This is a genomic window from Pseudomonas sp. JH-2, from assembly GCF_036231725.1.
Taxonomy (GTDB): domain Bacteria; phylum Pseudomonadota; class Gammaproteobacteria; order Pseudomonadales; family Pseudomonadaceae; genus Pseudomonas; species Pseudomonas delhiensis.
Map to the genome: position 1 here is coordinate 1 of NZ_JAZAQP010000036.1, position 14,252 is coordinate 14,252.

The window sequence follows — 14,252 nt, forward strand, 5'->3', positions numbered from 1 at the left end:
GACGCCGAGCTGTACTACGGGGTGCACGTCACCAACTGGCTGACCGTGCGGCCGAACCTGCAGTACATCAAGCATCCTGGCGGCGTCTACGAGGTGGACAACGCCCTGGTCGCCGGGCTGAAGATCCAGTCCAGCTTCTGACGCGCGCATCGACTCGCTCCTGAGGTGCTGCCTGTACTTGGCCCGCCCGCCATCATCGGGGCGGGCTTTTTGTTCGTAGGGGGATAACCGTTCGCGGTTATCCGCCGATACGCCGGCGTCACAGCCAACGCCCAGGTCAACCTCGGAGCCACCGGGCACCGAGGCTAAACGGCGGATAACGCCTGGGGCGTTATGCGCCCTACGTGGCTGGCGCCCTCATTGCCTCTACAGGGGCTATTGCGCCCCGGGATGAAAAAATCCGGACATGTGACTGGGGTTCTATGCTTTTCAGGTAGAATCTGCGCTTTTTTCACCAACGTGTAGTAAAACTACACAGATGTCATGCCCCGGGAGCGTCCGGGAAGGGATTGATTCAGGACCTCCGGACAATGCTCGAGCATCCGCTGCAGCGCTTCTTCCATTCCATGCGTGCCAAGCGCCCCTTCGACTGGGTGCGCTTCCAGCGCCGCGACCTGCTGCTGATCGATCACCCCCTGTGCCAGGCGGTCTTCAGCCGCCAGGGCGCGCAACTGCTGCACTTCCGCCCCCAGGGCGAGCGCTCCATGCTGTGGTGCGCCAGCCAGTGGCCGGCCCTGAGCACGGCGCCCATCCGCGGCGGCATCCCGGTGTGCTGGCCGTGGTTCGGCAGCCATCCCAGCGAGCCCGACTGGCCGCCCCACGGTTGGGCCCGACAGCGCGAATGGCGCCTGCTCGACGCCCATGCCGACGAGAGCCTGGTGCAGGTGAGCTGGCAACTGGACATCGAGGACTGGCACGTGCGCCTGGACGCGCGCCTGGGCCGCGAGCTGGAGATGGAGCTGTCCAGCTACCACGAGGACGACAGCGACTGCCTGTTCAGCTTTGCCCTGCAGCCCTACTGGCGCATCGGCTCGCTGCGCCGCAGCGTGGTCCACGGCATGGAGCTGGAGGGCGGCCAGCGCCCGGCGGCGCCGCTGCCCAATACCTGGACGCCACGGGGCGCGGTCAAGCAGGTGCTGTACAACACCGGTTCGCTGGTGCTGGAGGATGCCGGCTGGCAGCGCCGCCTGCGCATCGACAAGAACGCCGCCGCCGGCAGCGTCATCTGGCACCCCGGCAGCCGCGCGGTGGAGCAGGTGGAGCCGGGCGAGGCCGACCGTTTCCTGTGCATCGGCGCCGCCGGCTACCGCCCCGGCGGGCTGATCCTGGCCCAGGGCGAGCGCATGCGCCTGCGGCTGAAGGCCGGGTTGGTCTGACGGTTTCCGCTGCACGGGGTTCGAGCAATCGCGGACGGAGTCCGCTCCTACGATCGTGCCTCCCTGGAGCTGTAGGAGCGGGCCCTGCCCGCGATTCGCGCGCAGGGCGCGCTCCTACATCGAAATGGTGCGGATGATGCGGCGTAGGAGCGGACTCCGTCCGCGATCGGCCGATCCCAGGCGCCGAAATCGCGGATAAATCCGCCTCTGCGAAACAACCACGCCCGGGCGTCAGTCTTCCTCGTCCAGCTGGTACCGCGTCGGCACCAGGCTCTCCTTGATCTTGCGCAGGTGCGGCTGGAAGTCCACGCCGCGGCGCAGGGTCACGCCGGTGGCCAGCACGTCGAGCACCGTCAGCTGGATGATCCGCGAGGTCATCGGCATGTAGATGTCGGTGTCTTCCGGCAGCGGGATGTCCAGGGTGAGGGTGCAGACCTTGGCCAGCGGCGAGTCGGCCGCGGTCAGGCCGAGCACCGAGGCGCCGTTGTCCCGCGCCAGGCGCGCCACGTCCACCAGCTCGCGGGTGCGGCCGGTGTAGGAGATCACCACGAACAGGTCGCCGGTGTGCGCCACCGAGGCGATCATCCGCTGCATCAGCACGTCGCTCTGCGCCGACACCGCCAGGTTGAAGCGGAAGAACTTGTGCTGCGCATCCAGCGCCACCGAGCTGGAGGCGCCGAGGCCGAAGAAGTGGATCTGCCGTGCCTGGATCAGCAGGTCCACGGCGCGGTCCACGGCGCGCGGGTCGATCAGCTTGTAGGCGGCGTCCAGCGAGGCGATGGTGCTGCCGAAGATCTTCCGCGTGTACGCCTCGGGGCCGTCGTCCGCGGCCACCGCCTGGGTGACGAAGGCCGCGCCGCTGGCCAGGCTCTGCGCCAGCTGGATCTTCAGCTCCGGGTAGCCGCTCATGCCGAAGGAGCGGCAGAAGCGGTTCACCGTCGGTTCGCTGACGCTCGCGGCCTGGGCCAGCGCGGCGATGCTGAAGCGGGTGGCCTGCTGCGGGTTCTGCAGGATCACCTCGGCGACCTTGCGTTCGGCCTTGTTCAAGTCTTCCAGGCGCGTCTGGATCTGCTCCAGCAGGTTCTTCATCCGTTCTCCTTGGTGGCCCCTGTGGGGCAATCGACGGCCGGGGACGTGCCCGCGGCCAGCGGCGCTATCCTAACGTCAGGTCGGCAGACGACCAACCGGACCGTGCCTTGGGAAAAATATGTTGTTTAATTACTACATTTTTGCCTTAATGGCGCGGTGTATTCGGCAAATGTTCCTCAAAATCTGTTTGGTAACAACAAATGCCTGATGTCCGCGTTCTGCCTTGCACCCTGGCGCTGTTCGGCGCGCTGGGCGACCTCGCCCTGCGCAAGCTGATCCCCGCCCTCTACCAGCTCGACCGCGAAGGCCTGCTGCACGGCGACACCCGCATCCTCGCCCTGGCCCGCGAGGACGGCGACCCCGCCGCCCACCTGGCCACCCTCGAGAAGCGCCTGCGTCTGGCCGTGCCGGCGCGCGAATGGGACGACGCCGTGTGGGTGCGCTTCCAGCAGCGCCTCAGCTACCTGAGCATGGACTTCCTCGACGCCGCTTCCTACCCGGCGTTGCGCGACGCGGTACCGGCCGGCCTGCCGCTGGTGGCCTACTTCGCCACCCCGGCGGCGGTCTACGGCGGTATCTGCGAGAACCTCGCCGCCCTCGGCCTGGCCGAACGCACCCGGGTGGTGCTGGAGAAACCCATCGGCCACGACCTGGCGTCCTCCCGCGCGGTCAACGAGGCGGTGGCGAAATTCTTCCCGGAGAACCGCATCTACCGGATCGACCACTACCTGGGCAAGGAAACCGTACAGAACCTCATCGCCCTGCGCTTCGCCAACAGCCTGTTCGAGACGCAGTGGAACCAGAACCACATCTCCCACGTGGAGATCACCGTGGCCGAGAAGGTCGGTATCGAGGGCCGCTGGGGCTACTTCGATCAGGCCGGCCAGCTGCGCGACATGGTGCAGAACCACCTGCTGCAGCTGCTCTGCCTGATCGCCATGGACCCGCCCAGCGACCTCTCCGCCGACAGCATCCGCGACGAGAAGGTCAAGGTGCTGCGCGCCCTGGAGCCGATCCCGCCGGAACAACTGGCCAGCCGCGTGGTGCGCGGCCAGTACACCGCCGGCTTCATCGACGGCAAGGCGGTGCCCGGCTACCTGGAAGAGGAACACGCCAACCGCATGAGCGGCGCCGAGACCTTCGTCGCCCTGCGCGTGGACATCCGCAACTGGCGCTGGTCCGGCGTGCCCTTCTACCTGCGCACCGGCAAGCGCATGCCGCAGAAGCTGTCGCAGATCGTCATCCACTTCAAGAACCCGCCGCACTACATCTTCGCCCCGGAGCAGCGCTCGCTGATCAGCAACCGCCTGATCATCCGCCTGCAGCCGGACGAGGGCATCTCCCTGCAGGTGATGACCAAGGACCAGGGCCTGGGCAAGGGCATGCAGCTGCGCACCGGGCCGCTGCAGCTGAGCTTCTCCGAGGCGTACCAGGCTGCGCGCGTGCCGGACGCCTACGAGCGGCTGCTGCTGGAGGTGATGCAGGGCAACCAGTACCTGTTCGTGCGCAAGGACGAGGTGGAGTTCGCCTGGAAGTGGTGTGACCACCTGATCGCCGGCTGGGAACGCCTGGGCGATGCCCCCAAACCCTATGCCGCGGGCACCTGGGGACCCCAGGCGGCCGTGGCGCTGATCGCGAGAGACGGGAAGGACTGGTATGGCGACCATTGATCCGAATCTGCCGGCCGGCGTGCGCTGGACGGCCTGGGAAAGCCCGATGGCGCAGGCCCGCGGCCTGGCCGCCAGCGTGGCCGAGCAACTGCGCGGGGCCATCGCCGAGCGCGGCCGCGCGCTGCTGGCGGTGTCCGGCGGGCGCAGCCCGGTGGCCTTTCTCGAAGCCTTGAGCTGCGAAGTCCTCGACTGGGGCAAGGTGACCGTGACCCTCGCCGACGAGCGCTGGGTGCCGGAGGTCCATCCGGACAGCAACGCCGGCCTGGTGCGCCGCCACCTGCTCAAGGGCGCGGCGGCCAGGGCGCTGTTCTGCGGCCTGTACCACTCGGCGCCGAGCCTGGAAGAGGCGGCAGCCATCGCCGACCGCCAGGTCGCCGAGCTGGCCCTACCCATCGACGTGCTGGTGCTGGGCATGGGCGACGACGGCCACACCGCCTCGTTGTTCCCGGCCAGCCCGGGCCTGGCCGAGGCCCTCGACCCTGCCGGCGCGCGCCATTGCCTGCCGGCCTGGGCGCCGAGCGTGCCGCACCAGCGCCTGACCCTCAGCCGCGCGCTGCTGGCCGCCGCGCGGGTGCAACTGCTGGCGATCCAGGGCGAGGCCAAGCTGGCCACCCTGAAGGCCGCGCTGGCCGTCGAAGACGAAGCAAGCATGCCGGTGAGCGCCTTCCTCCGCGCTCCCCTGTCGATCCACTGGTGCCCCTGAGGCACGGAGTTACCGCAACATGAGCCTTGATTCCCACATCCAGCGCATCGACGCCCTCGCCGAGCGCGCCCGCATCCTGCCGGTGATCACCATCGAGCGCGAGCAGGACATCCTGCCCATGGCCGACGCCCTGGCCGCCGGCGGCATCACGGTGCTGGAAGTGACCCTGCGCACCCCGTTGGGCCTGACCGCCATCCGCACCCTGGCCGCGCAGCGCCCGCAACTGTGCGTGGGCGCCGGCACCGTGCTGGACCCGCAAACCTTCCGCCAGGCGGAAGAGGCCGGCGCGCAGTTCATCGTCACCCCCGGCTGTACCGAGGAACTGCTGCAGCACGCGGTGAGCCGCCCGGTGCCGCTACTGCCCGGCGTAGCCACCGCCTCCGAGATCATGGCCGCCTACCGCCACGGCCTGCGCCGCTTCAAGCTGTTCCCGGCCAAGGTGTGCGGCGGTGTCGAGGCGCTCAAGGCCTTCGCCGGCCCCTTCCCGGAGGTGCGCTTCTGCCCCACCGGCGGGGTAGGGCCGGACAACCTGAACGACTACTACCGCCTGGACAACGTGATGTGCGTGGGGGGCACCTGGATGCTGCCCAAGGCCGCCGTCGCCAGCGGTGACTGGGCCACGGTCGAGCGCCTGTCGCGCGAGGCCCTGGTGCTGCTCGAATCACACTGAGCTGTCCCACGATCGGACGTGCCCGGCCTTGTGCCGGGTTTTTTTTTATGCGTGCGGGGGCTGCTCTTCGTAGGAGCGAGCTTGCTCGCGAACGGGGATCTGCCGGTGGCTTCGGTGCTTGCCCTGAAGAACGCCCTCTCCCTAACCCTCTCCCTGAAGGGAGAGGGGACCGTTCGGAGCGGTCTGGTTTTCCCGAGTCAGCCGGCAAGCGCGATGGTCTTCGGCTGAAGCCACGCCTGTTCTCGGCACGGACTAGCCCCCTCTCCCTTCAGGGAGAGGGCTGGGGAGAGGGGCTCTTGAACCCGGCACCTACGCCACCGGGAAACTCCGTTCGCGAGCAAGCTCGCTCCTACGAAAAAAACCTTCCAGATAATCCCGCAACCGCTCCTGCAGATAGGGCACAGCCTCCCCCTCATCCAATCCGAGGTACTCCTCCACCGCCATCAGCCGCCAGTACTGCCCCTCGTCGCCGAAGCGGATCGCCGCGAACTCCGCTGCCCGCAGCCGCGCCACCAGGAACCAGGCCCAGGGCGCCGGGCCGTGGGTGGCGCGGTAGCGGCGCTGCCATTCGATACGCTCCTGGCCCAGGCGGATGGAGAATTCCTCCTCCAGCTCGCGCAGCGCGCATTCGGCTGGCGTTTCCGCGCCTTCGCGGCCGCCGCCGGGAAAGTCCCAGCAGCCGGGGAAGGGGATGCCGGGCTTTTCGTCTCGGCGGTAGACCACCAGGTGGCCATCGTGGAACAGCGCCAGCTTGGCGCCGGTGAAGGCGGACTCGTCGTTCAACCCGGTTTTCCCCCTGAAAACGGCGCGAATGCCAAAAGCGGCTAGGCTTTCCCGATCACGGACGGTGCTTTGCCGCGCCCAAGCGCGTATGATGCGCGACCTTTTTCTTCGTTGCATGACACACCGGGAGGTGCCCAGATGAACGACACGCACGAAACTCCAGAAATTTCCCCCGCCGGCGAGAAGCTGCAGAAGGTCCTGGCCCGTCTGGGCGTCGGCTCGCGCCGTGATGTCGAGGCCTGGATCGAGGAAGGCCGGGTCAAGGTCAACGGCGTGGTCGCCAGCCTCGGCCAGCGTGTGGAGGGCCACGACGCCATCGCCGTCGACGAGCACCTGATCCGCCGTGAGCAGGCCGAAGAGCACGTACGCCGCGTGCTGATCTACAACAAGCCCGAGGGCGAGGTCTGCACCCGCGACGACCCGGAAGGCCGCCCGACCGTGTTCGACCGCCTGCCGCGCCTGCGCAGCGGCCGCTGGATCAACGTCGGCCGCCTGGACATCAACACCACCGGCCTGCTGCTGTTCACCACCGACGGCGAACTGGCCAACCGCCTGATGCACCCGTCCTACGAGATGGACCGCGAGTACGCCGTGCGCGTGCGTGGCGAGGTCGACGAGGACATGATCGAGCGCCTGAAAGCCGGCGTGATGCTGGAAGACGGCCCGGCCAAGTTCAGCGACATCCAGCAGGCGCCGGGCGGCGAAGGCTTCAACCACTGGTACCACGTGGTGGTGATGGAAGGCCGCAACCGCGAGGTGCGCCGCCTGTGGGAGTCCCAGGGCGTGGTGGTGAGCCGCCTGAAGCGCGTGCGCTTCGGCCCGGTGTTCCTCACCTCCGAACTGACCATGGGCCGCTACCGCGAGATGGACCAGCGCGAACTGGACATCCTCAGCGAGGAAGTCGGCCTGAAGCCGGTGAAACTGCCGGAGATGACCACCAAGGCCAAGGACAAGCTCGAACGCCAGCAGCGCAAGCTGGCCAAACCGCTGGCGCGCAGCGAGCGCCCGGATGCCGGTCGCGGCAACCGCCAGCGCAAGGCGTCCTTCGAGGGCGAGCGTCCGGCCCGTGGCCAGCGTCCGGCGGCCGACCGCCCGGCCCGTGGTCCGCGCCAGGACTCCGACCGCCCGGCCCGTGGTCCGCGCCAGGACTCCGACCGCCCGGCCCGTGGTCCGCGCCAGGACTCCGACCGCCCGGCCCGTGGTCCGCGCCAGGACTCCGACCGCCCGGCCCGTGGTCCGCGCCAGGACTCCGACCGCCCGGCCCGTGGTCCGCGCCAGGACTCCGACCGCCCGGCCCGTGGTCCGCGCCAGGACTCCGATCGTCCCGCCCGCGGTCCGCGCCAGGACTCCGACCGTCCAGCCCGTGGCCCGCGCCAGGACTCCGAGCGTCCGGCCCGTGGCCCGCGCCAGGACTCCGAGCGTCCAGCCCGTGGCCCGCGCCAGGATTCCGACCGCCCGGCCCGTGGTCCGCGCCAGGACTCCGATCGTCCGGCCCGTGGTCCGCGTCAGGACTCCGACCGTCCGGCCCGCGCGCCGCGACCGGAAGGCCGTGGCAAGGCGCCGGCCGGCGAGGCACCGCGTTCGCGTCCGGCCAAGCCGAGCGCCGAGCGTGACGAGCGCCCGTCCAAGCCGGTGGTGCGCAAGCCGCTGAACAAGCGCCGCCCGCAGCCGGCCGGCGACGGTATGCGCCCGGGCTTCAAGCGCTAAGCGCCAGGCATGAAAAAAGGGCTCCTCGGAGCCCTTTTCTTCGCCTGCGCAAATGTCCGCTCAGCCGGCGCAGGCCAGGCGGTTGCGGCCGTTGCGCTTGGCCGCGTAGAGCGCGGCGTCGGCCCGGTGCAGCAGGTCGTCGACGCGCTCGCCGGCGATCAGGGTGGCGCAGCCGAGGCTGATGGACAGCGGCACGTGCTGGCCGTCGACGGCAAAGTCCAGCTCCTGGATGGCCTGCCGCAGCCTCTCGCCGACCTGGGCGGCGCTGCTGCCCGGGGTGTTGGACAGCAGCACGAGGAACTCCTCGCCGCCGAAGCGGAAGACCATGTCGACGTTGCGCAGGCTGGCCTTGATGGCCCGGGCCACGCAGCGCAGGGCCTCGTCGCCGTGGCTGTGGCCGTGCTGGTCGTTGATGCGCTTGAAGTGGTCCAGGTCGAGCATCAGCACCGACAGCGGCTGCAGGCTGCGCCGCGCCAGCTCGACCTCGCGGCCCAGGGCCTGGTCCATGGCGATGCGGTTGCCGGTGCCGGTCAGCGCGTCGCGCAGGGCAGCCTGGATGGCCGCGCGGTAGAGCAGGGCGTTGCGCAGCGGGTAGAGCAGGCTGGCGATCAGGCTTTCCAGCTGGCCCAGCTCGGCCTCGTCGAAGGGGTGGCGGCGGCGGAAGGCCAGCTCGCCCAGGTATTCCCCGGCATGGTTGAGGTGGTAGGTGGCGCCGTGGCTGGCCACTTCGCCGAACTCCAGGCGCAGGTCGGCGCTGCCGTTCTGGTAGCTCAGGTAATCCAGCGGCAGCAGCGCCTGGATCTCCTGGAAGAACAGGCCCAGGACGCGTTCGGTCTCAAGGCTGGTCTGCAGCTGCACGGCGAGTTGCCGGCGCACATCCGCCAGGCTGGCCGGGCGCCGGCCGCGCGGGCGGCTGTTCTCGCCAAGGCCCAGGCGCTGGAGCTTGGCGGTGTCGAAATCGATGGTGTTGGACTGCTTGTGCGGGGCCATGACGCGTGGCGACCTCTGGCGCAAAAACGGCGACAGTGAGGGCTGAGCTATTTTCGTGCCAACCCGCGGAAAGTTCTGTTCTGACGGCTCAAGGGACCGTCTGGCGCGGGCTTTGGTTCCGCGGGCGGGGGGATGTCGTGGAGAGGGATGTCAAAATGATGGCGACTTTGCCGGGGTGGTCGCTGGTCCTTCCCTCGGGTGGAGCCGGAAAACCGGCGGGGCGGCCGTTGCGCCGCCCCGTGCCGGTCAGGCCTGGGCGTCGAAGGCCTGGCCGTTGACGCCGATGCTGTCCGGGCCCATCAGGTACAGGTAGACTGGCATGATCTCGTCGGGCGCCGGGTTGTTCGCCGGGTTCTCGCCCGGGTAGGCCATGGCGCGCATGCTGGTGCGGGTGGCGCCGGGGTTGACGCTGTTGGCGCGGACCGCGTTGGTGCCGTCGCACTCGTCGGCCATCACCTGCATCAGGCCCTCGGTGGCGAACTTGGACACCGCGTAGGCGCCCCAGTAGGCGCGGCCCTTACGCCCGACGCCGCTGGAGGTGAAGATCACCGAGGCGTCGCTGGCCAGCTTGAGCAACGGCAGCATGGCGTGGGTCAACATGAACACCGCGTTGACGTTGACCTGCATGACGCGCATGAAGTTTTCCCCGGAAATCTGCTCGATGGGCGAGCGCAGGCCGAGGATGGAGGCGTTGTGCAGCAGGCCGTCGAGCTTGCCGCATTCCTTCTCGATGGTCGCCGCCAGCTCGTCGTACTGGTGCGGCTGGGCGGTTTCCAGGTTGAAGGGGATGACCACCGGCTGCGGGTGGCCGGCGGCCTCGATCTGGTCGTAGGTCTGGTTGAGGTTTTCCTCGCTCTTGCCCAGCAGCAGCACGGTGGCGCCGTGGGCGGCGTAGGCCCGCGCGGCGGCGGCGCCGATGCCGCGGCCAGCGCCGGTGACCAGGATCACCCGGTCCTTGAGCAGGTCGGGGCGGGCGGAATATTGGAACATGGAATCTCCTTCGGCGAGCTTCAAGCCGCAAGCTACGAGCTGCAAGGGCCTGCGCTTTGAGCTTGAGGCCTGCAGCTTGAAGCTTGTAGCTGCTTTATCAGCAGGAACAGAGCGCGCGGTCGAGCACCGCCAGCAGGTCGCGGGGGTGGTCGACGATGACGTCGGCGCCCCAGTGCGCGGGGTTGTCCTCGGGGTGGATGTAGCCGTAGCGCACCGCCGCGGTCTTGGTGCCGGCGGCGCGGCCGGACTCGATGTCGCGCAGGTCGTCGCCGATGAACAGTACCTGGGCCGGGTCGATGCCCAACTGGCTGCAGGCCAGCAGCAGCGGCTCCGGGTCGGGCTTGCTGTTGCTCACGTGGTCCGGGCAGACCAGCACCGCCGAGCGCTCGGCCAGGCCCAGCTGCCGCATGATCGGTTCGGCGAAGCGCACCGGCTTGTTGGTCACCACGCCCCAGATCAGGTTGGCCCGCTCGATGCTTTCCAGCAGCTCCGGCATGCCGTCGTACAGGCGGCTGTAGACCGCGCAGTGGTCCTGGTAGCGGTCGAGGAATTCCTGGCGCAGCGTCTCGAAGCCGGGGGCCTCGGGGTCCATGTCGAAGGTCGCGGCGACCATGGCCCGGGCGCCGCCGGAGACCACGTCGGCGATGCGCTGCTCGTCGATCGGGGCGCGGCCGTGGGCGGCGAGCATGGCCTGGCACACGGCGATGAAGTCCGGCGCGGTGTCCAGCAGGGTGCCGTCCATGTCGAAGAGAACCGCTCTGAGCTGCATCGGCGTCATTCCTCGCGCAGGGTCTGGATCATGTAGTTGACGTCGACGTCGTCGGCCAGCTTGTAGTGCTTGGTCAGCGGGTTGTAGGTCAGGCCGATGATGTCCTTGACCGCAAGACCCGCATCGCGCGACCAGGCGCCCAGCTCGGAGGGGCGGATGAACTTCTTGAAGTCGTGGGTGCCGCGCGGCAGCAGGCGCATGACGTACTCGGCGCCGACGATGGCGAACAGGTAGGCCTTGGGGTTGCGGTTGATGGTGGAGAAGAACACCTGGCCGCCGGGCTTGACCATCCTGTGGCAGGCGCGGATCACCGAAGCCGGGTCGGGCACGTGCTCGAGCATCTCCAGGCAGGTGACCACGTCGAACTGCCCGGGCATCTCCTCGGCCAGCTGCTCGGCGGTGGTGCGCCGGTATTCCACCGGCACGCCGGATTCCAGCTGGTGCAGCTGGGCCACCGCCAGCGGCGCCTCGCCCATGTCGATGCCCATCACGGTGGCGCCGCGCTGGGCCATGGCCTCGCTGAGGATGCCGCCGCCGCAGCCGACGTCCAGCACCTTCTTGCCGGCCAGGCTGGCGCGCTCGTCGATCCAGTTGATGCGCAGCGGGTTGATGTCGTGCAGCGGCTTGAACTCGCTCTCGCGGTCCCACCAGCGATGGGCCAGTGCCTCGAATTTGGCGATCTCGGCGTGGTCGACGTTGCTCATGGCGTACCTTCGTTGCAAATCATGGGAAATCGTGGCGCGCAGGCCGACTATGATGCCAGCTTCGCGCGGCGGATGGGCGCGGCATGACAGATTGTCGCAGCCGCGCCCGGCGGTGTTCAGGCGCCGGCGATGCGCCGGCCCCAGGCGCCGACCTCGGCGGCCAGGCGGCCCTCGTCCAGGCGCGTCAGGCGGCCGACGTCCAGCAACTGCTTGCCGCTGACCCAGAGGTGGCGCACGCAGTCGCGGCCGCTGGCGTAGATCAGTTGCGAAACCGGCTCGTAGACCGGCTGCTGGGCCAGCCCGGAGAGGTCGAAGGCCACCAGGTCGGCGGACTTGCCCAGCTCCAGCGAGCCGATCTCCTGCTCCAGGCCCAGGGCGCGGGCGCCGTTCAGGGTGGCCATGCGCAGCGCGCGGTGAGCGTCCAGGGCGGTGGCCTGGCCGGCCACGGCCTTGGCCAGCAGGGCGGCGGTGCGGGTTTCGCCGAGCAGGTCGAGGTCGTTGTTGCTGGCCGCGCCGTCGGTGCCGATGGCCACGTTGACCCCGGCCTGCCAGAGGCGTTCCACCGGGCAGAAGCCGCTGGCCAGCTTGAGGTTGGACTCGGGGCAGTGGATAACCGAGCTGTTGGTCTCCACCAGCAGCTCCAGGTCCTCGTCGCTCACCTGGGTCATGTGCACGGCCTGGAAGCGCGGCCCCAGCAGGCCCAGGCGGTGCAGCCGGGCCAACGGGCGCTCGGCGTGCTTCTCCAGGGCCTGCTGGACCTCGAAGGCGGTCTCGTGGACGTGCATCTGGATGCCGGCGTCGAGTTCCTCGGCCAGCATCAGCACGTTCTCCAGCTTGTCGTCGCCGACCGTGTAGGGCGCGTGCGGGCCGAAGGCCACGCGGATGCGCGGGTGGTGCTTGAGGTCGTCGTGCAGGGCCACGCCCTGGCGGATCGCCTCCTCGGCGTCGCGGGCGCCGGGCATGGGGAAGTCCAGCACCGGCACGCACACCTGGGCGCGGATGCCGCTGTCGTGGACTGCCTCGCAGGTCACCCGCGGGTGGAAGTACATGTCCGAGAAGCAACTGATGCCGCCCCTGATCTGCTCGGCGATGGCCAGCTCGCTGCCGGTGCGCACGAAGTCCTCGTCCACCCATTTCGCCTCGGCCGGCCAGATGTGCTCCTGCAGCCAGGTCATCAGCGGCAGGTCGTCGGCCAGGCCGCGGAACAGGCTCATGGCGGCGTGGCCGTGGGCGTTGACCAGGCCCGGGGCGAGCAGTATGCCCGGCAGCTCGCGGGTTTCCGCCGCCGGATGGCGCAGGGCCTCGGCGCGCGGGGCGAGCAGGGCGATGCGGCCGTCGCGGACGCCCAGCGCATGGTCGCGCAGGACCACGCCGGCGGGTTCCACCGGGACGATCCAGGTCGGCAGCAGAAGCAGGTCGAGAGGGGCTTTGGCGTCGGGCATGGGGCGCTTCCTGCGGCGCGGGAACGGGTGTTCGGCAGTATACCCGAGCGCCTTGGCCTGCGGCTCGTTATACTCGCGGGTTTTCCCGGCCCTGGCCGGGCTCGATATCGGCGTGCCGCCCGGCGCGCCCGGACCTGATAGAAGAAAGAGGTGTTCCATGCGTGAGCGACTGTTGGCGGCCGAGCGGGTCACGGCCATTGATTGGCGCAAGGGCACCCTCCGTCTGCTCGACCAGCGCCTGCTGCCGCTGGAGGAAACCTGGCTGAGCTACGACAGCGCCGCCGGCGTCGCCGAGGCCATCCGCCAGATGGTGGTGCGCGGCGCCCCGGCCATCGGCATCGCCGCGGCCTATGGCCTGGTACTGGGCCTGCAGGCCCGCCTGAACAACGGCGGTGCCTGGCGCGAGGCCCTGGAGGACGACTTCCGCGTGCTGGCCGAGTCGCGGCCCACCGCGGTCAACCTGTTCTGGGCGCTGAACCGCATGCGCGAGCGCCTCGACCGCCTGAAGCCGGGCGACGACCCGCTGCAGGTGCTGGAGGCCGAGGCCATCGCCATCCACGAGAGCGACCGCGAGGCCAACCTGACCATGGCCCAGCTCGGCGTCGAGCTGATCCGCAAGCAGCACGCCGGCCCGCAGAAGATCCTCACCCACTGCAACACCGGCGCCCTGGCCACTGGTGGCTTCGGCACCGCCCTGGGGGTGATCCGCGCGGCGCACCTGGAGGGCCTGGTCGAGCGCATCTACGCCGACGAGACGCGCCCCTGGCTGCAGGGCGCGCGCCTGACCGCCTGGGAGCTGGCCAACGAGGGCGTGCCGGTGACGCTCAACGTCGATGCCGCGGCGGCGCACCTGATGAAGACCGAGAGCATCACCTGGGTCATCGTCGGCGCCGACCGCATCACCGCCAACGGCGACGTGGCGAACAAGATCGGCACCTACCAGCTGGCGGTCAACGCCATGCACCACGGCGTGCGCTTCATGGTGGTGGCGCCCAGCTCGACCATCGACATGAACCTGGAGAGCGGCGAGGACATCCCGATCGAGGAGCGCGACGGCCGTGAACTCCTGGAGATCGGCGGCAAACGGGTGGCGGCCGAGGTGGATGCCTACAATCCGGTGTTCGACGTGACCCCGGCGGACCTGATCGATGCCATCGTGACCGAGCGCGGCGTCGTCGAGCGCCCCGATGCCGAGCGCATGGCCCAGTTGATGAGCCGCAAGCGCCTGCATTGAGGGCGCCGGGCGGGGATAGGTGTTCCCCCTGGCTTGTGGTAAGCTCCGACGGTTCTCAGTGGGGCCTTTTTGGGGCCCCGTCGATTGCGCGGATCATTGACCTAAGTCGTTGATTTGTTGTGAGT

At 69.2% G+C, this 14,252-nt stretch carries 13 protein-coding genes and 1 pseudogene; 7 read left to right on the top strand and 7 right to left on the bottom strand.

Annotation, left to right across the window (positions count from 1 at the left end; genetic code table 11):
- Positions 1-141 (top strand): carbohydrate porin (locus VV867_RS21785; protein WP_328567565.1); only part of this gene is annotated, 141 nt, incomplete at its 5' end.
- Between the two features lie 389 nt (positions 142-530).
- Positions 531-1,376, top strand: a complete 846-nt coding sequence (locus VV867_RS21790; protein WP_089393827.1) for a D-hexose-6-phosphate mutarotase — start codon at positions 531-533, stop codon at positions 1,374-1,376.
- Between the two features lie 231 nt (positions 1,377-1,607).
- Here VV867_RS21790 and VV867_RS21795 read toward each other — a convergent pair whose 3' ends face one another.
- The gene (locus VV867_RS21795; RefSeq protein WP_328567543.1) at positions 1,608-2,465 is read right to left on the bottom strand and encodes a MurR/RpiR family transcriptional regulator; all 858 of its coding nucleotides are present in this window, start codon (positions 2,463-2,465) and stop codon (positions 1,608-1,610) included.
- Between the two features lie 200 nt (positions 2,466-2,665).
- Here VV867_RS21795 and zwf point away from each other — a divergent pair, with 200 nt between their 5' ends.
- Genes zwf through VV867_RS21810 form a run of 3 tightly spaced genes read left to right on the top strand, consistent with a single transcriptional unit; the run spans position 2,666 to position 5,508 of the window.
- Entirely contained in the window at positions 2,666-4,135 is a 1,470-nt protein-coding gene (gene zwf, locus VV867_RS21800) for a glucose-6-phosphate dehydrogenase (protein ID WP_109933310.1), read from the top strand.
- Positions 4,122-4,838, top strand: coding sequence for a 6-phosphogluconolactonase (pgl, locus tag VV867_RS21805; protein ID WP_275627290.1), 717 nt, complete (start codon positions 4,122-4,124; stop codon positions 4,836-4,838). The genes zwf and pgl overlap by 14 nt, the downstream gene beginning before the upstream one ends.
- A gap of 19 nt (positions 4,839-4,857) precedes the next feature.
- Complete coding sequence (locus VV867_RS21810; RefSeq protein ID WP_328567544.1) at positions 4,858-5,508, top strand: bifunctional 4-hydroxy-2-oxoglutarate aldolase/2-dehydro-3-deoxy-phosphogluconate aldolase; 651 nt, start codon at positions 4,858-4,860, stop codon at positions 5,506-5,508.
- A 309-nt stretch (positions 5,509-5,817) separates the two neighbouring features.
- Here VV867_RS21810 and VV867_RS21815 read toward each other — a convergent pair whose 3' ends face one another.
- Positions 5,818-6,291 (bottom strand): NUDIX hydrolase, encoded by a 474-nt coding sequence (locus VV867_RS21815; RefSeq protein WP_328567566.1) that lies wholly within the window; start codon positions 6,289-6,291, stop codon positions 5,818-5,820.
- Between the two features lie 138 nt (positions 6,292-6,429).
- On the opposite strand from VV867_RS21815, the pseudogene rluB reads away from it, so the two are divergent.
- Positions 6,430-7,617, top strand: a pseudogene (gene rluB / locus VV867_RS21820) (23S rRNA pseudouridine(2605) synthase RluB); the annotation flags it as partial.
- 441 nt (positions 7,618-8,058) lie between these two features.
- On the opposite strand, the gene VV867_RS21825 reads toward rluB, so the two are convergent.
- From VV867_RS21825 to VV867_RS21845, 5 genes are all read right to left on the bottom strand, one after another.
- Positions 8,059-8,988: a GGDEF domain-containing protein gene (locus VV867_RS21825; RefSeq protein WP_275627289.1), complete on the bottom strand. Its 930-nt coding sequence runs from the start codon at positions 8,986-8,988 to the stop codon at positions 8,059-8,061.
- 246 nt (positions 8,989-9,234) lie between these two features.
- Positions 9,235-9,978, bottom strand: a complete 744-nt coding sequence (locus VV867_RS21830) for a YciK family oxidoreductase (protein ID WP_074976243.1) — start codon at positions 9,976-9,978, stop codon at positions 9,235-9,237.
- Positions 9,979-10,075: 97 nt separating this feature from the next.
- Positions 10,076-10,756, bottom strand: coding sequence for an N-acetylmuramic acid 6-phosphate phosphatase MupP (gene mupP / locus VV867_RS21835; RefSeq protein ID WP_275627288.1), 681 nt, complete (start codon positions 10,754-10,756; stop codon positions 10,076-10,078).
- Positions 10,753-11,451: a bifunctional 2-polyprenyl-6-hydroxyphenol methylase/3-demethylubiquinol 3-O-methyltransferase UbiG gene (gene ubiG, locus VV867_RS21840; RefSeq protein ID WP_275627287.1), complete on the bottom strand. Its 699-nt coding sequence runs from the start codon at positions 11,449-11,451 to the stop codon at positions 10,753-10,755. The genes mupP and ubiG overlap by 4 nt, the downstream gene beginning before the upstream one ends.
- A gap of 116 nt (positions 11,452-11,567) precedes the next feature.
- Positions 11,568-12,893 carry a TRZ/ATZ family hydrolase gene (locus VV867_RS21845; RefSeq protein WP_328567545.1) on the bottom strand — a complete coding sequence of 442 codons (1,326 nt, stop codon included), beginning with the start codon at positions 12,891-12,893 and terminating at the stop codon, positions 11,568-11,570.
- 157 nt (positions 12,894-13,050) lie between these two features.
- Between VV867_RS21845 and mtnA the strand changes: the two genes are divergently transcribed.
- Positions 13,051-14,127: an S-methyl-5-thioribose-1-phosphate isomerase gene (gene mtnA / locus VV867_RS21850; protein ID WP_109933301.1), complete on the top strand. Its 1,077-nt coding sequence runs from the start codon at positions 13,051-13,053 to the stop codon at positions 14,125-14,127.
- The last annotated feature ends 125 nt before the right edge of the window (positions 14,128-14,252 follow it).

Bases quoted from the DNA above. Each gene is read 5' to 3' on its own strand.
- VV867_RS21790 (WP_089393827.1), top strand. From the start codon at position 531: ATGCTCGAGCATCCGCTGCAGCGCTTCTTCCATTCCATGCGTGCCAAG.
- VV867_RS21795 (WP_328567543.1), bottom strand. From the start codon at position 2,465: ATGAAGAACCTGCTGGAGCAGATCCAGACGCGCCTGGAAGACTTGAAC.
- zwf (WP_109933310.1), top strand. From the start codon at position 2,666: ATGCCTGATGTCCGCGTTCTGCCTTGCACCCTGGCGCTGTTCGGCGCG.
- pgl (WP_275627290.1), top strand. From the start codon at position 4,122: ATGGCGACCATTGATCCGAATCTGCCGGCCGGCGTGCGCTGGACGGCC.
- VV867_RS21810 (WP_328567544.1), top strand. From the start codon at position 4,858: ATGAGCCTTGATTCCCACATCCAGCGCATCGACGCCCTCGCCGAGCGC.
- VV867_RS21825 (WP_275627289.1), bottom strand. From the start codon at position 8,988: ATGGCCCCGCACAAGCAGTCCAACACCATCGATTTCGACACCGCCAAG.
- VV867_RS21830 (WP_074976243.1), bottom strand. From the start codon at position 9,978: ATGTTCCAATATTCCGCCCGCCCCGACCTGCTCAAGGACCGGGTGATC.
- mupP (WP_275627288.1), bottom strand. From the start codon at position 10,756: ATGACGCCGATGCAGCTCAGAGCGGTTCTCTTCGACATGGACGGCACC.
- ubiG (WP_275627287.1), bottom strand. From the start codon at position 11,451: ATGAGCAACGTCGACCACGCCGAGATCGCCAAATTCGAGGCACTGGCC.
- VV867_RS21845 (WP_328567545.1), bottom strand. From the start codon at position 12,893: ATGCCCGACGCCAAAGCCCCTCTCGACCTGCTTCTGCTGCCGACCTGG.
- mtnA (WP_109933301.1), top strand. From the start codon at position 13,051: ATGCGTGAGCGACTGTTGGCGGCCGAGCGGGTCACGGCCATTGATTGG.